At 41.9% G+C, this 21,891-nt stretch carries 19 protein-coding genes and 3 pseudogenes; 18 read left to right on the forward strand and 4 right to left on the reverse strand.

Going from position 1 to position 21,891, the window contains the following annotated elements:
- Nucleotides 1-6 precede the first annotated feature (6 nt).
- The 17 genes and pseudogenes from KAI36_RS07815 (at nucleotide 7) to KAI36_RS07880 (ending at nucleotide 16,831) form a co-directional block, all read left to right on the forward strand.
- Nucleotides 7-2,787, forward strand: a complete 2,781-nt coding sequence (locus KAI36_RS07815; protein WP_220027445.1) for a sigma-54-dependent transcriptional regulator — start codon at nucleotides 7-9, stop codon at nucleotides 2,785-2,787.
- A gap of 202 nt (nucleotides 2,788-2,989) precedes the next feature.
- Nucleotides 2,990-3,409, forward strand: a complete 420-nt coding sequence (locus tag KAI36_RS07820; protein ID WP_103744601.1) for a PTS sugar transporter subunit IIA — start codon at nucleotides 2,990-2,992, stop codon at nucleotides 3,407-3,409.
- 1 nt (nucleotide 3,410) lies between these two features.
- The gene (locus tag KAI36_RS07825; protein ID WP_103744600.1) at nucleotides 3,411-3,893 is read left to right on the forward strand and encodes a mannose/fructose/sorbose PTS transporter subunit IIB; all 483 of its coding nucleotides are present in this window, start codon (nucleotides 3,411-3,413) and stop codon (nucleotides 3,891-3,893) included.
- A 39-nt stretch (nucleotides 3,894-3,932) separates the two neighbouring features.
- Nucleotides 3,933-4,703 (forward strand): PTS mannose/fructose/sorbose transporter subunit IIC, encoded by a 771-nt coding sequence (locus KAI36_RS07830; RefSeq protein WP_039276321.1) that lies wholly within the window; start codon nucleotides 3,933-3,935, stop codon nucleotides 4,701-4,703.
- Nucleotides 4,704-4,731: 28 nt separating this feature from the next.
- Complete coding sequence (gene manZ / locus KAI36_RS07835) at nucleotides 4,732-5,556, forward strand: PTS mannose transporter subunit IID (protein WP_103744599.1); 825 nt, start codon at nucleotides 4,732-4,734, stop codon at nucleotides 5,554-5,556.
- A gap of 561 nt (nucleotides 5,557-6,117) precedes the next feature.
- A complete protein-coding gene (locus tag KAI36_RS07840; RefSeq protein WP_220027446.1) occupies nucleotides 6,118-6,297 on the forward strand; it encodes a hypothetical protein in 180 nt (59 codons plus the stop codon).
- Between the two features lie 201 nt (nucleotides 6,298-6,498).
- A complete protein-coding gene (locus KAI36_RS07845; protein WP_220027447.1) occupies nucleotides 6,499-6,915 on the forward strand; it encodes a PTS sugar transporter subunit IIA in 417 nt (138 codons plus the stop codon).
- Nucleotides 6,916-7,404 carry a mannose/fructose/sorbose PTS transporter subunit IIB gene (locus KAI36_RS07850; RefSeq protein ID WP_220027448.1) on the forward strand — a complete coding sequence of 163 codons (489 nt, stop codon included), beginning with the start codon at nucleotides 6,916-6,918 and terminating at the stop codon, nucleotides 7,402-7,404.
- A gap of 34 nt (nucleotides 7,405-7,438) precedes the next feature.
- Nucleotides 7,439-8,209, forward strand: coding sequence for a PTS mannose/fructose/sorbose transporter subunit IIC (locus tag KAI36_RS07855; RefSeq protein ID WP_220027449.1), 771 nt, complete (start codon nucleotides 7,439-7,441; stop codon nucleotides 8,207-8,209).
- A 31-nt stretch (nucleotides 8,210-8,240) separates the two neighbouring features.
- Nucleotides 8,241-8,384 (forward strand): annotated as a pseudogene (locus KAI36_RS27150) (PTS system mannose/fructose/sorbose family transporter subunit IID); the annotation flags it as partial.
- Between the two features lie 34 nt (nucleotides 8,385-8,418).
- Nucleotides 8,419-8,514 (forward strand): hypothetical protein, encoded by a 96-nt coding sequence (locus KAI36_RS27155; protein WP_080710673.1) that lies wholly within the window; start codon nucleotides 8,419-8,421, stop codon nucleotides 8,512-8,514.
- Nucleotides 8,515-8,639: 125 nt separating this feature from the next.
- Nucleotides 8,640-9,686: pseudogene (locus KAI36_RS27555) on the forward strand (glycoside hydrolase family 32 protein); the annotation flags it as partial.
- Between the two features lie 762 nt (nucleotides 9,687-10,448).
- A complete protein-coding gene (locus KAI36_RS27165; protein WP_258382316.1) occupies nucleotides 10,449-13,544 on the forward strand; it encodes a GH32 C-terminal domain-containing protein in 3,096 nt (1,031 codons plus the stop codon).
- Between the two features lie 173 nt (nucleotides 13,545-13,717).
- A pseudogene (locus KAI36_RS27670) lies at nucleotides 13,718-13,879 on the forward strand (DeoR family transcriptional regulator); the annotation flags it as partial.
- Nucleotides 13,880-13,888: 9 nt separating this feature from the next.
- Nucleotides 13,889-14,485, forward strand: coding sequence for a DeoR/GlpR family DNA-binding transcription regulator (locus KAI36_RS07870; RefSeq protein WP_258382267.1), 597 nt, complete (start codon nucleotides 13,889-13,891; stop codon nucleotides 14,483-14,485).
- Between the two features lie 27 nt (nucleotides 14,486-14,512).
- The gene (locus KAI36_RS07875; RefSeq protein WP_220027452.1) at nucleotides 14,513-15,316 is read left to right on the forward strand and encodes a Cof-type HAD-IIB family hydrolase; all 804 of its coding nucleotides are present in this window, start codon (nucleotides 14,513-14,515) and stop codon (nucleotides 15,314-15,316) included.
- A gap of 933 nt (nucleotides 15,317-16,249) precedes the next feature.
- Entirely contained in the window at nucleotides 16,250-16,831 is a 582-nt protein-coding gene (locus KAI36_RS07880) for a thioredoxin domain-containing protein (protein ID WP_220027453.1), read from the forward strand.
- 293 nt (nucleotides 16,832-17,124) lie between these two features.
- Here KAI36_RS07880 and KAI36_RS27525 read toward each other — a convergent pair whose 3' ends face one another.
- Both KAI36_RS27525 and KAI36_RS27530 read right to left on the reverse strand, forming a co-directional pair.
- Nucleotides 17,125-17,847: a MalY/PatB family protein gene (locus tag KAI36_RS27525; RefSeq protein WP_276572462.1), complete on the reverse strand. Its 723-nt coding sequence runs from the start codon at nucleotides 17,845-17,847 to the stop codon at nucleotides 17,125-17,127.
- Nucleotides 17,813-18,331, reverse strand: a complete 519-nt coding sequence (locus KAI36_RS27530; protein WP_276572463.1) for an aminotransferase class I/II-fold pyridoxal phosphate-dependent enzyme — start codon at nucleotides 18,329-18,331, stop codon at nucleotides 17,813-17,815. Before KAI36_RS27530 ends, KAI36_RS27525 begins: the two co-directional genes overlap by 35 nt.
- Before the next feature lie 334 nt (nucleotides 18,332-18,665).
- Between KAI36_RS27530 and KAI36_RS07890 the strand changes: the two genes are divergently transcribed.
- Complete coding sequence (locus tag KAI36_RS07890; protein ID WP_220027454.1) at nucleotides 18,666-19,370, forward strand: helix-turn-helix domain-containing protein; 705 nt, start codon at nucleotides 18,666-18,668, stop codon at nucleotides 19,368-19,370.
- Between the two features lie 342 nt (nucleotides 19,371-19,712).
- On the opposite strand, the gene KAI36_RS07895 is transcribed toward KAI36_RS07890, so the two are convergent.
- Both KAI36_RS07895 and KAI36_RS07900 read right to left on the reverse strand, forming a co-directional pair.
- Nucleotides 19,713-20,687, reverse strand: a complete 975-nt coding sequence (locus KAI36_RS07895) for a carbohydrate kinase family protein (RefSeq protein ID WP_220027455.1) — start codon at nucleotides 20,685-20,687, stop codon at nucleotides 19,713-19,715.
- A 22-nt stretch (nucleotides 20,688-20,709) separates the two neighbouring features.
- On the reverse strand, nucleotides 20,710-21,744 hold the full coding sequence (locus KAI36_RS07900; RefSeq protein ID WP_220027456.1) for a LacI family DNA-binding transcriptional regulator: 1,035 nt from the start codon (nucleotides 21,742-21,744) through the stop codon (nucleotides 20,710-20,712).
- Nucleotides 21,745-21,891 lie beyond the last annotated feature (147 nt).

Below are 21,891 nucleotides of genomic sequence, written 5' to 3' on the forward strand. Positions count from 1 at the left end.
ATACAGGTGAAACGAATAGATAAGATTTTAGAGTATATTGCCGAAAGTACCAAGAAAATTTCCAAAGAGGCATTACTTGCGGGGGAAGGGATTACGGCTGCGGAAATTGCTGATGATCAAAAGATGCTGAGAAACAATGTGAGCAAAGAGTTGAATAATCTGCTGCGTGACGATCTAATCCTTAAAATCAAAGGAAGACCGGTCAGGTTTCTGCACAAGCAGATTATCGAGGACACCTTTCGGGTTCGGCTGAAAGAGAAACAAATTAAGGTCAAAAGCATCAAAGAGGTATTGCTGCCTGACGAACAGGTCGATCCATTCCATGCCTTGATCGGTTTCAGGGGCAGCATGCGTAACCAGGTTGAGCAGGGGAAGGCAGCGATTCTGTATCCTCCTAGAGGTCTGCATACACTGATAGTCGGACAGACTGGTGTTGGAAAAACTATGTTTGCCAGGTTGATGTACCATTATGGCAAGTATATGAAGCGGTTTTCAGAGAATGCGCCATTTATCGTTTTTAACTGCGCTGATTATTTCAATAACCCCCACTTGCTACTTTCCCACATCTTTGGTCACGTTAAAGGGGCGTTTACAGGCGCTGATCATGAAAAAGCAGGGCTGGTGGAGAAAGCTGACGGAGGCATCCTTTTTTTGGATGAGATTCACCGTTTACCCCCGGAAGGGCAGGAAATGATTTTCTATTTCATGGATACTCACACCTATAACAAATTGGGTGAAACGGATCGAAAAAGAGACGCGAGTGTGTTATTGATTGGAGCTACGACGGAGGATCCCGGATCATCCATGCTGAAAACCTTCATTAGGCGCATACCCATCACAATCAATATCCCTTCCCTTCAGGAACGTGCTATTGAGGAGCAAATGCTGATTTTGAAGTATTTGTTTGCTAACGAGGCCAATAGGGTAAACAAGCCGATTAGGATTGAATCAGAGGTAGTAAGAGCACTGATCGGCAGCGTCACCTACGGCAATATCGGCCAGTTAAAGTCGAACATCCAGCTGGTATGCGCGAAAGGGTTTTTAAACAGCATACATGAAAACAAAGAAGAAATAGGACTTGATTTTAAAAACCTGCCGGGCAATATCCGAGATGGTTTGTTTAATATTGATAAAACGCAATATAAGATGAAGGAAATGGGATGTATTTCCTCGTGCCTATACATTACTCCAGAAGGAAGAAAAGCTTTGGATGAAGAGGTTGTTTCCGAGCTGCCGTTTAACCTTTACAAACTAATTGAAGACAAGATTGGCATGCTGAAGGAAGAAGGGCTCGACGACGTCTACATCCACAGATTTATTGCTACGGATGTCAATATCCATATTAAAAGTTTTTATAACCGTTTTTATAACACCAAGGGGAGCAGGGAACGAATTCTGAAAATTGTGGACAAAGACATCCTTGAATTCTCCGAGCAGATTAAGGAAATGGCCAAAAAAGAACTAAACCGAATTTACAGCGAGAGATTCGTGTATGCTTTCAGTCTTCATTTAAGCGCCTTTTTCAAGCGCACCAGAGAGAAAAAATACGGTGATGCACGAATCTATGAACCGATGAATGACCATGATGAAGAGTACAGACTGGCCCAGACTATCAAAAGTTTAATCGAGTCTAAGTTCGGTGTACATGTACCGGAGGCCGAAATAACTTATATGGCGATTCTTCTGAAATCTGTTGAGGAGGAACGACAGGGTAGTGTGGGAATTATTGTGGCGGCACACGGCACCAGTACAGCGAGTAGCATCGTCGGTGTCGTAGACAGCTTGCTGGGCAGTTCTAATCTTTGCGCTGTTGATATGCCCCTCGATGTCAGTCCTAGGGAAATTTTGGAGCTTATTATCGATAAAGTAAAGAGCATTGACCGTGGTAGAGGCGTGTTGCTGCTGGTTGATATGGGCTCTTTGCTCAAACTTGAAGAAACTATTATGGAACGTGTTGGAATCAATGTAAAGACCATTGATATGGTTTCAACTCCGCTCACGCTGGAGGCTGTCCGAAAGGCCAGTGTTTTTGACATGGGGATAGAGGAGATATACCAATCGCTAAAGGATTTCAGGGGATATAACAATAGCAGCGCCGCAGTGAAAGTGGTTCATAAGGCAATTGTGACAGTTTGCTCCTCCGGCAAAGGTGCAGCGGTCAAATTGAAAGAGTTTGTGGAGAAAATTGTCTGCGATTTGACGGATGAGGAAATACTGGTTGTCCCGGCAAACGTAAGGGAGTTGGATAAAGTGGTCCAGGATATGCGGTCTAAGCGAACAATTCTTGCCGTGATTGGAGTAAAACGGCCAAGCGAGCCGGAAATCCCGTTTATTCCCTTGGAAAAGCTGATTGAAGCAAGCGGTGAGCAGACATTGAGAGAGCTACTGCTGAATAACAAACAGATCCCTGCTGTGGATCAAAGTGTAGTCGTCAGGGAGTTATGCGAGGAAAGTCTGAAAGAATTTATGACTTATTTGAATCCCCACAAAGTTCTGGGAATGGTGATGAGATTTGTGCAAGAGCTGGAACTTGGATTGGAAGTCAAATTTGATTATGCAACAAAAGTCCAAATTTCTACTCACACAGCTTATGCGCTGGAACGCATGGTTATTCGCGATGGACTTGTTTATCAGGGGGAAGTGAAAAAGCTCGACCAGCGCATATTCGAGGTGGTAAACCGTTCATGCAGCATATTTGTTTCTGGTATGAATCTTATACTTTCTGATGACGAAAAATATTATATTTGCGAAATGTTGAGCGAAGTATATAACTTTACTCCACAGTAATGGCCAAAGAGTATAAAACGCTTTCATATGTGTATGAAAGTAGCGGAAATTGATAAATGATGATCTGTTCAGACTGGAAAAAACCTCCGACGCAACGGGGGTTTTTTTGTTGTTTACAAAATTTCCTCTGATCTATACAGATGTTTGGCACAGAACTTGCATTAATAGATATATGTGGAGAGAAACAAAGGGGGTGAGACAGATGATCGGTGTAATTGTTGGGACACATGGGAAATTTTCTGAAGAAATACTGAGGTCAACAGAAATGGTTTTCGGCCGATTGGATAATGTGGCAGGTGTTACGTTTGAACCAGGTGAAAGTGTCAGCGGACTTGTAGAGAAATATAAGGCTGCGTTGGCATCGCTGGATTGGACGGACGGTGTTATCTTCCTTGTTGATCTATTCGGCGGCAGTCCTTATAATGCTGCCAGCCGAATTGCGGTTAACCATGAAAAAATGGATATTGTGACAGGAGTAAACATGCCAATGATCGTTGACCTTCTTGCAAACAGAGGGATTGAACAAGTGGAGAATTTGGTAAATCTAGCGATCCATGCAGGGCACGATTCCATGATGTCTTTTCGTGCCATTCGAAACAGTCAATCAGAGGAGGAATTATAGAATGCAAATTGCATTAGTTCGTATTGATGACCGTCTGATTCACGGTCAGGTGGCGACCGTTTGGGTGAAAGAAGCGAAGTGCAACAAGATCATCGCCGTTAGCGATGATGTCGCAGCGGATACATTACGCAAAACCTTATTGCTTCAGGTGTCGCCGCCTGGAATTAAGGCGTATGTCGTAACGATTAACAAAGCGATAGAGGCTTATAATAACCCCAAATACAGTGATTTTAAAACATTGTTCCTCTTTACCAACCCTACAGATGTGCTGCGGGTTGTAGAAGGGGGAGTACCCATACGCTCGGTGAATGTTGGAGGAATGTGTTTTAAGGAAGGGAAGACACAGATTACCGGGGCGGTATCCGTAAACCAACAGGATGTAGATGCATTTCGTAAGCTGCATGAAAAAGGCATTGAGCTGGAAATCAGAAAAGTAGCCAGTGATCCGAAAATCAACTTAATTACCAAACTGCAGGATTTGTGATCGTAAATACCAGGCGGCAACTAGAGAGGAGTTATAGAAATGACTGTTTTTCAAATTGTGATGGTAACACTGGTAGCGGCCATATGTGGCATGGGTAGCGTTCTGGATGAAGGGCAAACCCATCGTCCTCTGATTGCGTGTACGTTGATTGGCCTTGTCCTTGGCGATCTCAAAACTGGTATTATACTTGGCGGTACTTTGGAATTAATGGCTTTGGGATGGATGAATGTAGGAGCATCCATGGCACCAGACGCTGCTCTAGCCAGTGTGGTTTCAACCATTTTGGTCATCGTCGGCCATCAATCGATCGGCGCCGGAATTGCCGTTGCGATTCCAATTGCAGCCGCCGGACAAGTGCTTACCATTTTTGTCAGGACGATTACTGTCTTCTTCCAGCATTTAGCTGATAAGTATGCGGAATCTGCAAATTTCAAAGGAATTGAGCTATGTCACTTTATTGCCTTACTTTTGCAAGGTCTGCGCGTTGCTTTGCCCGCTGTTTTGGTGGCAGTTGCCGCAGAAACGGGCCTGGTGACTGCTATGCTTAACGCAATTCCGGAGGTTATCACAAGAGGACTACAAATTGCGGGCGGCTTTATCGTAGTCGTAGGGTATGCGATGGTCATTAATATGATGGCAGCCAAATACCTGATGCCATTCTTCTTTCTGGGCTTTGTCATTGCAGCTTTTACCAACATTAATCTGGTTGGTTTTGGGGTCATTGGCGCGGTTCTGGCTCTGCTTTACATCCAGCTGAGCCCAAAATACAACCAGCGTAATGAGAAGATGGCAGAAATTGAAGAGTTATAGTAACTACCTGAAGGGAGAGGAGAGCATTATGAAAGAAAAGAAGCTGACTAAAAGTGATTTAAATAAGATGTTTGTCCGTTCATGCTTCCTGTTAGGCTCGTTCAATTTTGAGCGAATGCAGTCGATCGGTTTCTGTGTCACCTTGATCCCTGCGATTAAGCGTCTGTACAGCAAGAAAGAAGATCAAAAAGAGGCATTGAAAAGACATCTGGAATTTTTCAACACTCAACCGTTTATCTCGGCGCCTATTATGGGTGTAACGGCTGCGATGGAAGAGCAGAAAGCAAGCGGCCAGCCGATTGACAATGCCACCATAAGTGGAGTCAAAGTCGGTTTAATGGGACCTCTTGCGGGAGTGGGTGACCCCATTTACTGGGGGACTTTACGCCCAGTTCTGGCTGCACTCGGAGCCTCAATCGCCTTATCCGGTAGCCTTGTCGGACCGGTTCTTTTCTTCCTTCTCTTTAACACTGCACGCTTGGCAACGAAATGGTACGGTCTGAAATACGGTTATCACAAAGGTACGGAGATTGTCTCCGATATGTCAGGAAACCGGTTGCAAAAACTCACGGAGTCAGCCTCCATACTGGGGCTTTTCGTTATGGGCGCACTTGTTTCCAAATGGACCACACTGAATGTGCCGCTGGTGGTATCAAAATATGTGGGAACGGATGGAAAAGAGGTTATTACGACCGTTCAGATGATTTTGGATCAATTGATGCCCGGACTTTTACCACTATTATTGACCTTTTTATGTATGAGACTACTGAAAAAGAAAGTGAACGCAATCGCTCTGATTTTTGCTTTATTTGCAGTAGGCATTATTGGATATGCATTTGGTGTTTTGGCTTAAAACGTGCCGGTCAGGGAGTTATTCTTGACCGGACATTGTCGGATTTTTGTAACTAAAGCAGCGTAAATATAAGATATTGAGCTATAGAGTTAAATTTAAACGCTTTATTTGTAATGTCAAGAACATTACTTGGAGTTCAAAATATTAAAAGAGGATGTGAAAGATGGTGAAGAGGAAGTTAAGTATGCTGCACAGTCAATATCCCCGAAAACACAGTGAAATCAGGAATAAAGGCTAAGTGAATACAAAATTATCAGTTCATAATTAATCTAAGTGTTCTTTTTTTATGGTGAAAAAGGATAGCCTATTTGAAAAATTACCTTTGTTCGGCTAAAATTTTGTAATATACATTTTTAGCTACAGGACAATCTAATATCTAACCTAAAAAGCCCCGTTAAAAAGGGGCTTTTTTACTTTATGTATAGCAGGTGAAATGGCTAGCTGTTTCCAGAAAAATGTTGCACTCATTCAAATCTCATCCTGCTATTTGGAGAATGCATCTTTGGTACTTAAGCTTTAACTTACGGAGATATTTGGAAAATTAACGGCCTAGTGATCCGCATGGTCATTCGTGACGGATTAGTGTATCGGGGGAATGGGAATTTATTTGATCAGCGTTTACTGGTTGCGGCGAACCATTCCTGTGAAATATTTGTCAGTGGTATTAATCTGGTACTGACCGAAGACGAAAAATATTATATTTGCGAAATGTTAAGCGAAGAATATATTGGTATTGCCTAGAAACGGTGAAAGTGTATAAAACGCTTTCAAAAGTGTATCGATGATTGAGATTATGAAAATAAGTATCTGGCAATTTAAGACCAAAACCCCCGTAGCTTAGGGGATTTTGGTCTTTTTAAATTGAACATTGAAACATACAGATGTTTGGCACGAGTCTTGCATAATAATATAGACGAAGGAAACATTGAGGGGGTGAAACAAATGATAGGAGTTATTGTAGGAACACATGGGAAGTTTTCCGAAGAAATCCTAAGATCAACGGAAATGGTCTTCGGCCAGTTGGACAATGTGGTAGGTGTGACGTTCGAAACTGGTGAAAGTGTCAGTGGACTTGTCGAGAAATATAAAGCGGCATTGGAAACGATTGATTGGACGGATGGACTGATCTTTCTTGTCGATCTGTTTGGGGGTAGTCCTTACAATGCGGCCAGCCGTCTAGCATCCATTCATGAAAATATGGATATTGTAACTGGAGTAAACCTGCCAATGATCATAGATCTGCTCACTAACAGAGCATTAGAGGAGGAGAATCTGAGTGATCTGGCAATCCGTGCGGGTCAGGATTCAATGATGTCTTTTCGTGTCATCCGAGGTATGCAAATAGAGGAGGAATTATAAATGGAAATTTCATTTGTTCGGATTGATGACCGTCTGATCCACGGTCAGGTGGCCACTGTGTGGGTGAAAGAAACGAAGTGTAATAAAATCATCGCTGTGAGTGATGAGGTTGCCGCTGATACGCTGCGCAAAACCTTATTGTTACAAGTGTCACCGCCTGGAATCAAAGCCTATGTAGTCACGATTGACAAAGCAATTGAAGCGTACAATAACCCGAAGTACAACGACTTTAAGACCTTATTTTTGTTTACCAACCCAACTGATGTGATGCGGGTTGTGGAGGGAGGGGTGCCGTTTACATCAGTTAATGTAGGCGGTATGTGCTTTAAAGAAGGAAAAACACAGATTACCGGAGCAGTGTCCATAGATAAACAGGATGTGGACGCATTCAGGAAACTCCACGAAAAGGGCATTGAGCTGGAAATCAGAAAAGTGGCCAGTGATCCGAAAATCAATTTGATGAACAAGCTTCAGGATGTCCAGATGTAATAGCAGATTGAAATAAAGGAGGGGGGTTAATATCATGAGTGTTTTTGAAATCATGATGGTAACGTTGGTTGCGGCCATTTGCGGGATGGGAAGCGTTTTGGATGAAGGACAGACTCATCGGCCTTTGGTTGCGTGCACTTTGATTGGTCTGGTCCTGGGTGATATCAAAACGGGCATTATTCTTGGTGGTACGCTGGAATTGATGGCTTTAGGTTGGATGAATGTGGGGGCGTCAATGGCTCCGGATGCTGCTTTGGCAAGTGTGGTTTCGACTATATTGGTTATTGTTGGACACCAGTCAATTGGTGCCGGGATTGCTGTTGCAATTCCGATTGCGGCTGCAGGGCAAGTGTTAACGATTTTTGTAAGAACGATTACCGTATTCTTTCAACATTTGGCGGATAAATATGCCGAGTCAGCAAATTTTAAAGGCATTGAATTATGTCACTTTATAGCTCTCCTTCTTCAGGGGTTACGCGTTGCTCTTCCTGCCGTATTGGTAGCAATTGCGGCAGAAACTGGCTTGGTTACAGAACTGCTTAATGCAATTCCCGAAGTCGTTACAAGAGGGCTGCAAATTGCAGGCGGATTCATCGTAGTTGTAGGGTATGCGATGGTGATAAACATGATGTCGGCCAAATATCTTATGCCCTTCTTCTTCCTGGGATTTGTCGTTGCCGCTTTCACGAACATCAATCTAGTTGGTTTCGGGATCGTAGGAATTGTGCTGGCTCTGCTATACATCCAGCTCAGTTCGAAATACAATCTGCGGAACGATAAAACGGCGGAAATTGAAGAGCTATAAGAAAATATTTTATGAAAGAAGGGGAGTACATATGGAAGAAAAGAAGCTGACCAAAAACGGCTTGAACAAAATGTTTGTACGTTCATGGTTCCTGCTGGGCTCTTTCAATTTTGAACGGATGCAGTCGATTGGTTTTTGCGTTACCTTAATTCCGGCGATTAAGCGGCTGTACAGTAAGGTTACTACCGCTCTTACTGACCTTCCTTTGCATGAGACTGCTTAAAAAGAAAGTGAACGCCATGGCTCTCATTTTTGCGCTATTCGCAATTGGTATTATTGGATACGCTCTCGGTGTCTTGGCTTGAATAATTCTTAAAACTATCTGGTCAAGGAGTTATCCCTCACCGGGGATAGGCTTTCATTATAAGGTGTTTTGACCTAATTTATAAAATTAATTATAAAGGGAGTGAACAAGATGAGGAGTAAAAATATGAATCGGATTTGTTCTTTAGCACTTAGTATCATCTTATTATTATCTTTAACTTCATTCACGAAAGCGTTTGCATCAGATCCAGGATATTATCAGGAAACGTACCGCAATCAATTTCATTTTTCTCCCGAGGCCAACTGGTTGAACGATCCCAATGGAATGGTTTATTACAAGGGGGAATATCATTTATTTTACCAAAATTATCCATATGGAACGAAATGGGGACCGATGCATTGGGGGCATGCAGTGAGTAGAGACCTTGTTCATTGGGAACATCTACCTGTTGCACTTTCTCCCGATATCCACGGACAGATTTTTTCCGGAAGCACTGTAATCGACTGGGGAAATACAGCCGGCTTTGGAAAGGAAGCAATGGTAGCCATCTTTACCCATGCAGGTGATAAGGGTCAGGTTCAAAGCATTGCTTACAGCTTGGATAAAGGGAGAACATGGAAAAAGTATGAAGGGAATCCGGTAATGCCTGAACCTCCCGCCGCCGATTGGCGCGATCCCAAAGTATTTTGGCATGAACAATCCAATCAGTGGGTGATGTCGTTAGTTGCTAACAATAAGGTGATGTTCTATACTTCTCCCAATTTAAAAAATTGGACTTATGCCAGTGAATTTGGTCCAGATGGTGGAATACAGGCCAATAGTCTGGATTCCACTTCTTACGCGATTTCCTCACAAGAAGGTGGATCATTCAACTATGAGGGCGACATTACCCTTAATGCAAAAAATGGCCGGGAAGGTTCGGGAGGACTGGTTTTTCGTTCTGATAAGCGTGCGGCCAACGGCTATGTAGTCAATCTGGATGCCAAAAATGATATCGTAACTTTAACTAAAAATAGGAATGGAGAAAGATTGGAAATTGCGTCCAGTTCTTTGCACCTGGATACTTCATCTACCTATCATTTACGGATCGCAACGGATAGGAATCACATTCAGGTTTTTGTAAACAACCAAACGGTTATTGAGCAAATAGATGATGAATTTGCATACGGCTACTATGGGTTAACCGCATGGAATTCAACAGCCTCTTTTCGAAATGTGAAATTCAATAATACGTCAAACTTTGTGACCAATTTGTCGAAATGGGAATTTGTAAGCGGTTCCTGGGAAGATACCTTGGAAGGAATGAGAGGGACTTCCCCACAGAATTCTTATGTAATGAGCGGCCAAACCGGGGAGAACTTTCGATATCGGGCGAACATCGAATTATCGGATGGTGGAGATGAAGTCGGCTCACTTGTTTTCCGGGCAGATACCGGGGCGAGAAATGGATATATGGTGAGTCTCGACGGTCACAACGATACGGTAAATTTGATGAAACTTGAGGACGGGAAGAAATCTGTTCTCGCTAAGGCCACTGTATCTCTTGCTACGTATACGAGTTATCCTCTCGAGGTGAGGACTTATGGAGAGAATATTAAAGTATATTTGAATGGCAAACTTACGCATGATGTTAATGATTCTACCTATTCCTCCGGCATTTTCGGCTTGCATCTTGTAAACGCCTCCGTGATCTTCCAAGATGTTCAATTGGGCAAAAATATCATCACGGAAGAGAATGGAATACTTAACCATGATTTTGAAACTGGGGATCTGACTGGCTGGACTGGTATGTATGGGGAAGCATTTACCAATGGTCATGTAACGGATCGAACGGATTGGTGGGGAGGAACTTTCGACCAGCAAGGCAAGTATCACCTATGGGGTTTTTCTGATCGCCACAAGGGGGATGATGCTACCGGAGAACTGCATTCATCCTATTTCAAACTGGGTGGCTCTGGAGAGATCAACCTGATGATGGGAGGAGGCAAAGACGTCAGCAACCGTTATATATCGTTAGTCAGAGCTTCCGACGATCAGGAATTGCTTCGTCAAGCAAATACGAGATCTGAAAAGGAGACGTATAGCAGATACGTATGGGATGCTTCCAGTTATATTGGTGAAGTGCTGTATATCAAAGCTGTAGACAATGCAACGGGAAGTTGGGGGCATATCAACCTGGATGATATCAATGTTTATAATGACAGACCCATTCCGGAAGACGTTGACCAGGTTGCACAAGAGCCGGAAAAAGGCAACTTGGCACAAAGTGGCCTCATAACGGATTGGTCTGCCGTCTCAGGTTCGTGGATACCTTCTACAAACGGAAGTATAGGCGGCGTATGGGAATGTCCTGCATTAATTGAATTGCCTATTGATGGCGACCCTTCAAAAAAGAAATGGGTTCTGCAGGTAAGTATAAATCCGGGAGGACCGGCAGGCGGATCCGGAATGCAATATTTTGTAGGAAGCTTTGATGGGAAAACCTTCACCAATGAGAATTCTTCCGACCAAATATTATGGTCCGATTACGGAGCTGATTATTATGCCGCTGTGGAGTGGAGCGGAATTGAAGGGGAGAAGGGCGAGAAATACTGGCTTGGCTGGATGAGTAACTGGACTTATGCTCAAGATACACCTACTTCAACATGGAGAAGTTCCATGTCACTGCCGCGAATGATGGAACTGACCCAGACAGAGGAAGGATTACGGTTAAAACAAACACCAATTTCTCTGGCCGGCATTCGTGCTGAAACAAAGGGAATTTCATATATAAATGAAAAGATTAAGGGAGAAAGCGACCTCCTATCCAACTTTTCTGACGATACATTTGAAATGATTGCAGAGTTTGATCTTTCCAACAACGAAGCAACTGAGTTTGGTTTTAAGGTTCGTAAAGGAACTGAGGAATATACAACGGTCGGGTATGATGTCTACAATGAAAAGCTGTTCGTTGACCGTACGAATTCCGGGAATTATGATTTCGGACCTGATATCACAAATAAACATGAAGGCCCGCTGAAGGCTTCAAACGGTACGGTGAAAATGCATATTTTTGTTGACCGGTCGGCGCTGGAGGTGTTCGGGAATAATGGAGAAACAGTGATAACTGACCAAATATTCCCGCACCCTTCGAGTAAAGGAATGCAAATCTACAGTAAGGGCGGGGATGTGGAATTAAAGTCTTTGAAAATATTTCCGTTAAAGAGTGTCTGGAAAGCGACCCCATCTAGTGTCTCCGTACTGTCAGATTGGACGACGATCAGCGGCAAATGGGCGGATACTATCAATGGAAAACAGGGGCAGGGCGTAGGGGATGCGTTTATTCTGGCAAGTAATGTCGGTGAGAACTTTATATATGAAGCGGACATTAAAGTGCCGGATACAGATTCGCATCCCGATGATCCTGAAAAAGATAACATAGAAAACCCCATCGGCGCAGGTGCCTTGGTCTTCCGTTCAGACCCTACGGCAAAAAATGCGTATGCAATTAATCTGGATGTACGGAATAATGTGGTCAAGTTAATAAAATTTGTTAAAGGAACCGGTAGTGAGCTTGCCATCTACAATAATGACGCGAAGCTGAAACTACGGACAAATCAGGATTATCACCTCAAAGTTGTAGCTGTCGGGGATACCATAAAGGCTTATTTGGACGGACAACTGGTGATTGATACCAAAGACCAAAGTTACACACGAGGATACTTTGGGTTAAATGTATGGGATACAACAGCATTCTTTAATAGTGTTCGAATATCAAGTTACAATTCCGGCCATTCCGGTGACAATTCTCAGAACAACAAGGGCAGCGACAGCCAGGCGGTAAAGCTGCCAGTCAAGGCATCTATTCCGGCTTCCGCCACTTCAGGAACATTGGAGTATGCTCCGGGTATTACACAAAAGGCTGATGGCAGGAAAGAAGCCGCAGTGGTCGTGGATGATCTTACTTTGCTTAAAGCTTTGCCGGTAAGAAAAGGTTCTGCACTAACTTTGCATGTGAAAGCTGCTGGGGCTGACGTGGTCATCGTTGAGCTGACCAGCATGGCCAATAAGCTTTGGAGCGAGCATCGAACTCTGGATCTTCAGTTGATTACAAAACTGGGGACGTACACCCTTCCAGCCAGCAGGGTGAATAGAAATACCTCACCTTCCAATAGCGTGCCAGGGCTGCGAATTACGTTATCGAAGGCAACAATGCAGCAAAATGCGGCTATTCAAGAAGCGGCTGTAAAAGCGGGCGCAACCGTGGAAACGACTCCTATAGACTTCAAGGCTGAAGCAGTAACAGGCAGTACAACAACCGCTCTTGATTTCGGTGATACCTATGTGAGCCGGACACTTCCGCTTTCATCAGCGATGGACCCAAATCGTTCCACCGCAGTTTGCTACGATGCAGCCAGAAGGAAACTTATCTTTGTACCGAGCATTTTTCGGGCTGGGGATGATGGAGCCTCCGTTGAAATAAAGCATAATTCCAATGGTGTATATACCGTTGTCAACAGCAGCCCGACCTTCGGTGATTTGCCAGCTGGGTACTGGGGCAAAGCGGACATAGAGCTGCTTGCCGCAAAAGGAATTGTTGTCGGTTCGGTAAAAGGAATATTTGAGCCATCCAGGCCTGTTACCCGCGCCGAATTTGCCGCTATGCTTGTTCATGCACTTGGGCTTAAAGAACGGGCGACTCCAGTCTTTAGGGATGTAGTCAAGGGTTCATGGTACGGCGGATATCTCAGCGCAGCCTATTCAGCTGGGCTGGTCAAAGGTTATGAAGACGGTGCTTTTCGTCCGGAATCGGGGATTAGCCGCCAGGAGATGGCTCTACTTGTCCATCAAGCATTACAATATACCGGGCATGTCTCAGTCAACAGCAAAAACGGGCAATCGCTAGATGGATATGCCGACCGCTCGTCTATCGCGGTTTGGGCGCAAAATGCAGTAGCCGCTGTTACAGCTCAGGGCATCGCACAAGGTATGGACACTGGACACTATGAGCCACATGCAACAACTACCCGCGCCGAGGCGGCAGTTATGATAAAACGTTTGCTTCAAAAGATTGAATTTATCAATAAATAGGCAAAATGAATAAAGTCCCCGGACTCTTAATGCAATATGCATGCGGACCGGGGACTTGCTATGTGAAATACACAATATAAGCAATTTGCTTATATTTCAAAAAAATACTTAAAAACACTTAACAAAAAGCGTCTAATCGCTTATAATGAATATAGGGATAGGGGGGGCTTTATATTTACCAAGAGGAACGACTTTTAAAAATTTTGGAGTATCTCCAAAGCCGTAACCAATTATCAAATTCGGAAATTTGCGATTTATTAAACATCTCGAGAGATACGGCAAGAAGGGATATTATTAAGCTTGTTCACGAAGGGGGGGTTATCAGAACCCATGGAGGTATTGCCTTGCCCTTATTAAAAGAAGAAATAAGAGCCTACAAGGAACGTGTAACTTCAGCAACGAAGCAAAAGATGCTCATTGCAAAAGCAGCTTCCGCGCACATCGCTGACGGAGATGTTTGTTTCATGGATGTATCGACTACCATTCAACTGCTCTGTGGGCAAGTGGACAAGAATCTCACGGTTTATACACACTCGTTGGATAATGCAGAAGCTTTATCAGCAAAAAGTGAAATTAACATAAACTTGCTCGGGGGCAAATTTAATCATGAAAACCGTTTTTTTTATGACCACTACACGGCTATGCAGTTGAACGATGTTTTTTTCGACAAAGCTTTTTTAGGAGCTGCCGCCATCATGGAAGACGGAGTGTATTTTGCAAACCGTGATGATGCTTTAGTTAAAAAGCTGGTATCGGGACGTGCCAGAGAAGTATTTTTACTTGCTGATTTCAAAAAATTTAATTTAACAAGCCCGTTTAAAGGCCTGAATTTTTCCGAAATTGATATTCTAATTACAAATCAGAATGCACCGGAACACTCATTGCTGATGTTGCAGGATAGCGGAGTAGAAATTATCAAGGCGCTTGAGGAAGAATCGTGATAAATAATCGCAAGGGAGCCATCGGCCATGATACAAGCAATCTTTAGCGATATTGACGGGACGTTGTTAAATTCAAAGCATCAAATTACGTCCGACACCAAAAATACAATCCAAAAAGTTGTGGGAAGAAATATCCCTTTTGTACTTGTTTCAGCGAGAATGCCAAGCGGCATTTTTCCTCTTCAGCAAGAGCTCAATATTCACGCTCCCGTCATTTGTTATAGCGGTGCTCTAATATTGGGCGGCAACAGGGAAATCCTTCATAGCATCTGTTTATCGAAAAAGAGCATTAAACGAATATACGATATTGTAATGGATCATTATCCTTCTATCAGTTTTAACTTGTATGGACATGACCAGTGGATCGTTGGCAACATTCAAAATCCTTGGGTAATTCAGGAAGCGGAAATTATTAATGGCTCCCCCATACAGAGGGTACTCCCCTCATATATAGAAGAAGATCATGATACTCACAAAATTTTATGCATGGGAGATCCCGAAGACATTGAGCGGCTTGTACAACAAATCAATGAAGAAGTTACTGGTATCAGTGTTTATAAATCCAAGGGAACCTATCTGGAAATTATGGATGAGATGGTGTCCAAATCGTATGCCATTCAGGAGCTCGAGGGGATATTTAATATTACTTATCGTGAATCGATGGCCATTGGAGACAACTATAATGACATGGATATGATTTTGTACGCAGGCCTTGGGATTGCAATGGGGAATGCGCCGGAGGAAGTTAAGAAAATTGCCGACAGGGTCACATCGAGCAATGATGAAGACGGTTTGAAAATAGGCTTGGAGGAATACATTTTGTCCGTTTGAAATGATCCAGTGACATTGGATATCCAAACACCAAAAGACGGTAGGCATTGGAAATAGAAGAGAGGGGGACACTTAACCCTGAGGATACTGATTTTGTATCTTCTCGGTATGTTAATTCGTTTTCTTTAATTCTATTGAGGACTTAGAAAGAGTCGAATCTTAAAAGCCGGAGTATCTAGAAAAAGAATAAAACGTATACTCAATACTTCACCTTAAAGGTCAATTATATTATCGGTTATATGTACAACCAGAATTTAATTCCCAAAGGTTATAAGTTTGTAGCAGAGCCAAAGTCTGAATCAGACCTTATAAATAAGTTCTTAACATTAAGTGAGCATGTTGGTGGTTTATTTAGATTTAAAATGATTTGTGCTGCAAAAAAATTAATTGGAACCAATTAGAATTTCATCAATATTCCTATACTCTTGAGATTCAAATGTATTTGATTCATAATAAGAAAAAGGTAGAAAGGATACCAAGGTATCATAAAAATTTATCGAGAGGTGTTCTAAGCTATCAAATTCAAACTTGTTGGCTCTTGGCTAAGGATTACACAGAGAAATTACTTAGGGAAGAACGGGCTTTCAATTGTCAAAATGTATACAGCTATATTGGAAAGGCTCGCATTTGTTTAAGGCAAAATTGCCCATACAATCTTTCCTTAAATTACAAATAACTTCAAATAACTTCAAATAACTACTATAGTTTCAGTCCATATGTACAAATTAGCCTGATGCAAAGTCTTGATGAGTGCTTATAGTTCGAATAGTGACTATGACCAAGCCTTTCTTGAATTCTTTTTACTACAGCAATGGAACGTTTTATTCACTTTTGTTTCGAAAAGTTTAAAGATTGATGAGGTGTTTTTGATGGAATCAAAAGTACAAAAAATCATCTTATTTACCACTAAGTGCTTGTCCTGTTGGAAGGTCAATGGGAACTGTTCTTAAAGAAGTGATTGGCACAAAAGGGGACATCAAATCGGAAACAATATATGTTCACGTTCAGATTGAACTTACTAATAAGTATCGAATTAAGACTAATCCTACTATAATGTTTTTAAATGGAAGTGACGTTGAAATTTATAGGGTGGAAGGCTTCCATGAGACAAATGAAATACTGGGGTTAATTAATGATTTGGATGAGAAACATATTACGTTAAAAACGATATACGATGAGAACTCAGAGACTAGAGAGGATTACATAATATATCTGTACCAAGACGAGTCTGTTTCCCCGATCGAAGTTATATATGTTAATAAAACGGGGGTATTTGCTCCGCGCATCACTGTAATTAACTTATTAATCCAGGCACAAAAAGAAGGATACATAAATCCATTTCCAAGTTTTTCAGTTCTTGAGGCAGTTCAGTTTAATGGAGATAATGGAGTAGTCTCTTTGAAGCTTCCAGATAAAACTATCTCAAGCGTCGATATAGAAAGGATGAGACGTTTACTGGAAAAAACGCTATCCAATTTCGGAGTTTGTAGTGCTCAGCTTAAATTAACGGATTGAAATAGAGTCGAATTGTTGTAGGGTGGTGAAATTCAAGTTGCGTTACCCGCATTACGAAGGGGGCTTTAAGAGATTAAGGGATTAATAAAATACTGCGGATGATGTATTATATAAGAGAACCCGTCCTTTTCGTTATTTAAATAGGATGAAGATTCGAAAAAGGCAACTGATAATCAGATGAAATAAGACAACAAACGGCAATGTTTTTTGATTTACAACAGAAAGTAACGCCAACCAAACGATTGACGTTATGTAATGGATATTCTTTTTATTCTACCAACTTTTATGGATGATTATAGAACATTATTTTGTTGTCCAATAGCTTTATTAATTCTTTTTAAGCCTTCCGCTAAAGTCGCTTTAGGACATGCTAGGTTCAAGCGGATAAAACTATCAGAATTTTGGACAAACATGTTTCCTCCTTCTAGTAAAACTCCTGCATTGTATGCGAAAAACAAAGGAAGGTCCTCGCTTTTATCAAAATAAGCACTTAAATCCACCCATGCAAGATATGTTGCTTCGGAAATTCGAAACCTGGCTTTCGGCAGATTAGCTGCGAAATATTCCTCTGTGAATCTGAAATTCTCATCAAGGTAGATCTGTAATTCCTCAAGCCATTCCCCGCCTTTTTCGTAAGCAGCCTGAGCTGCTGCTATGCTTAATGGATTGTCAAAGTTGTAATGTCTGTTCAGCCAGATATCCTTTAGTTTCTCATCGTGAATAATAATATTGGATATCATTAAGCCAGCAAGATTGAAAGTTTTACTAGGTGCCATACAGGTGATTAACTTCTTATATTCCGGCATTGTTTTACCGAGCGGAATGTGCTTCTGTCCAGCGCGTATTAAGTCACAGTGTATTTCGTCTGAAATAACCCATAGTTTATGCTTCTCAATTATTTCTGATAATTTATCTAGCTCCTCTTCTTTCCAAACGCGACCGGTTGGATTGTGAGGGTTACAGAAGATGAAGAGTGTGGTCTTAGGGTCTGAAGCTTTTTTTTTCAAAATCTTCAAAATCTATGGAATAATACCCATCTTCGTACATTAAGTCAGAACAAACAGATTGGCGATGACTAAAATCTGCCGCGTATTTGAAATATGCATAAGATGGTGTTAAAAACAGGACCTTTTCATCCGATTCGCAAATGTAATCAACTAACTCATACAACGCAGGAATTATACCATTCGACATAACCAAGTCTTTCTTCTCGAAAGTCCAATCATATCGCTTCTTACACCAATCTGAAAATGCTTCGTAGTAGTCATTTGAAAATACCCTTGTATAACCAAATATACGTTTGTTTAAACGTTCCTTAATCCCATCAATAACCACATCAGGAGTAGCAAACTCCATATCTGCAATCCACATTCTGATAAATTCTTCATCCTTGTAGGGAAAAGTCATTGTTTCATCTGCATGAAAAATGTAACTACGAAAGCCCTCTATATTTAAAGCATTTGTATCTCTTCGATCGATAATTTCATCAAAATTATACATTTCCTGTTTTCTCCTTTTTATTTTGTATATTTCCAATCGAAGCAGCTAAATTAACCTCCTTCGGAAGAAAACTCCCTCAAACCAACTAGCTTCCCGCATAACAGAGAAGGATTAATTTATGTTTGGTGAATTGAAATCTCATTTTCTAAATAATTTCACTGATTGAAGCCTAATAACTCAAAGTGATAGAATTTTCATTAGGATAGATTTATTGATTGGGATTTCTACTCAGAGTGGATTTTTGGGTCCTTACATGATACATTTTATGTAGTTTGGTCATTGTGCTTTACTTTTCAACTGTAAGTATATTTCTACGAAACATTTTGGAGGAAATATGTCTGAAATAACAATTGAAATTGGTAAACGAATACGGAACGTTAGAAAGGCCAGAAAAAGAACTTTAGATGACCTATCACTGGTGATATGTAAAAGTAAATCGACGATTTCAAAATATGAAAAAGGAGAAATATCTGTTGATATTGAGACTCTATATGAAATAGCTGATGCGCTGGATGTGCATGTTGAACAATTGCTTTATAATAAACCCAAGCGAGCTAATATCATGCCAATTAAGACTCCAAATTTTTTTAGTGGGGTCTCCCAGTTCTATTCGTATTTTTTCGATGGACGTAGCAATCAATTGATACGATGTGTCTTTGATGTGTTATCTAGAACAGAAGATAATCAATACAAAGTCATGACGTACATGAATTTTAAAGACTATAATTCATATCAAAATTGTGAGAACACATATTGGGGATATATTGAGCATTACGATGTTTTGACCAATATATCTCTTACCAATCAAGATTCAGCTATAGAAAAAGCTAGCGTTCAGATCCTAGCGTCTTATTTAACTTCAGATACAAAATGGGGCTTGTTTAATGGATTTTCTTCTAGACCTATGATGCCTATCGCAGCTAAAATGCTATTTTCCAAAGAAGTGCTAAAAGAGGATGCACGCCTTATCCAACAACTAAAAGTATCGAAGGATGATATCAGGATACTAAAACTCTATAATATGATGGCAGTAACTTAACAATGTTTTGTTTTAATTAAGTTAATTAGGCAAGCGCTTTCTCAAGCAATAGCTTTGCAATCCGATCAGGATAAATGCTAAGGCTGCAATATGAATTATAATGGTTTATGAGAATATCTGAGTTAATTAAAGATGAAATGTTTTCGGCAATCGAAAAACATCCTGGCCTGCCTTATATAAAAGAAAACGACTACGTAGGATAAGTACTCGTTTTCTTTTGATTAAACTCCCTCGATATGTTTTAGTTTCTCACTTCACCTTCCAAAGAATGACTAAAAAGGTGTTCAGCGACCTTAGAGATCGTCGGACACCTTTTGCTGTTCTTACGCTTCATTCCTTGATTCAACCTTGCGCTACGAAACGATTAACTTCTTCCAACGACGGCAAGGCAGCAATCGCTCCAACTTTAGTGCACACAATAGCGCCGACTTGATTGGCAAGTGTCACAAATTCCTGCTGCTGCTTCGCGTTGGAGGTAAATGCCTTAGGCTGACTCAGCTGGCTGATTTGATACAGCATTGCTCCGACGAAGGCATCTCCGGCACCAGTAGAGTCGATCGATTTGACAGCAATACTACCGATTAACGAACGGGAGGCACCACTTGAGATGAGGGTTCCTTCTTTCCCCAAGGTAACTGCCACCGTCTTGGCTCCCAACCCATGCAAAAGATCCAATGAAGCATCGCAGTCAACCAGCCCTGTAATGATGTTTAATTCCTCTTCGCTTACTTTTACCAAATCCGCATTGTGTATTCCTCTTCTGGACAATGCGATAAATTCCTCCAGCCTGTCTTTCCAAAGGTCCCCCCGATAATTGGGATCAAAGGAGGTGAACTGCCCATTGGCCTTCGCTCCATCCAATAAAGACAAATACGCTTCTCGGAAAGGATCGGCGAGCAAGGCCGTTGCCGAGCCAAAATGCAGAATGGCAGCCTGCCGGGTCCATTCTCTATCAATGTCCTGCAGAGACAGTTGACGGTCAGCTCCGCGGTTGAACACGAAATCCCGTTCGCCGTTAGCGGCAAGGGAAACAAAGGCCAGTGTAGTCGGCGTTGCCGGATCAAAAAGGAGCATGGACGTATCCACATGCTGCTCATCCAGAGTTTGCTTCAGGTACATACCGAAGGGATCGGCTCCGACTTTTCCCAAGAATGACGCTTTTCCTCCGAGTTTGGCTACGGCTGCGCTTACATTTGCCGGAGCACCACCGGCCTGCTTGGAGAAATGCTGACCCTTGGCAAGATTGACATCAATATCCGTGCAGAAAAAATCAATAAGCAGCTCGCCCACACAAAGAACCGTTCCGTCATTTTTCACATTAATTCACCTCTTGATAGATTTAGTTTAGAACAGGCGTCGAGTCCCGGTATACGATATCCGTTGCAACATGGGTCACTCGGTACGGCATGGTATTGTCTTTGATTCTGGACAATAACATTTCGGCTGAAATAATCCCCATCTGACTACTGTAAATATGTACGGTAGTCAGATGGGGCTCGACTACCCGGGATTCTGAAGCATCATCGAACCCGCAGACAGCAACATCTTCCGGGACTTTAATCCCTTTGTTTTTCAAAGATTTTATCACGCTGATGGCAATGAAATCATTGGCGCAAATAAAGACGGAAGGGCACTCCCTCAGGGCATCCAATTGCTGCTCCATCCAGTTCTCCTCTATAAAGAAATTGCGGTCCGGCGCTACAATGCTATGGGCAGGGTCCAAGGTGATTCCGGCTTCTGCTAGGGCTTTATTGAATCCCGTCCAGCGTTCATTGAAGCTTTTGCAGTGATTATAATCGCCTACAAAACCGAAGCTTTCATAGCCATGATCTATTAATTTCCGGGTAACACAGTATGTGCTGTGCTCATTTTCCATTAATACCAGATCTGCCTTCAATTCCGGATACACCATATCTGCAGCGCAATCAATAAAAATGGTTGGGATGCCAAGATCCGTGATCAGCTTGCTGTATTCCTTGCTGAACATTTCGATGCAGAAGATGCCAGCCACATTCGAAGGCTCAAAATTACCGGGTAGGGTCATCGTATTGATATCGTTCTCACGGACAAAATAAATGGATAAAGTATAGCCCTGGTTGCTGATTTCCTTCTCCAGCCCGCTGATCAGCAGCGATCCAAAGTGTGAGCTATTGGGAAGATTACAGGTCAAAAGTGCGATATTGCCCTGTTTTTCAGAGGCTGTTTCCATATAAGAAAATTGTTTGTATTTAAGCTCCACTGCTTTTTTGATCACCTTGTCCCTCGTTACGGTAGGAATATTCTCTACTCCATTAAGCGCCTTGGATGCAGTGTTTCTGGAAATTCCCAAGGCATCAGCGATGTCTTGAATAGTAACCTTTGACTTTCTCGTCATATTGTTCCACCTTATTCTCCCGAATTAAGATTCTTTATATTTCTAAATATATAGTATTTCCATGCTTTTAACAATGAAATTATTCAAATGAACAAATAAAGTTTACATTTATTCATTTATTGGATGCATTTTCAAGGAATTTGGTGT

Source organism: Paenibacillus sp. S02 (assembly GCF_019454065.1).
In the GTDB taxonomy this organism is placed as follows: domain Bacteria; phylum Bacillota; class Bacilli; order Paenibacillales; family Paenibacillaceae; genus Paenibacillus; species Paenibacillus polymyxa_B.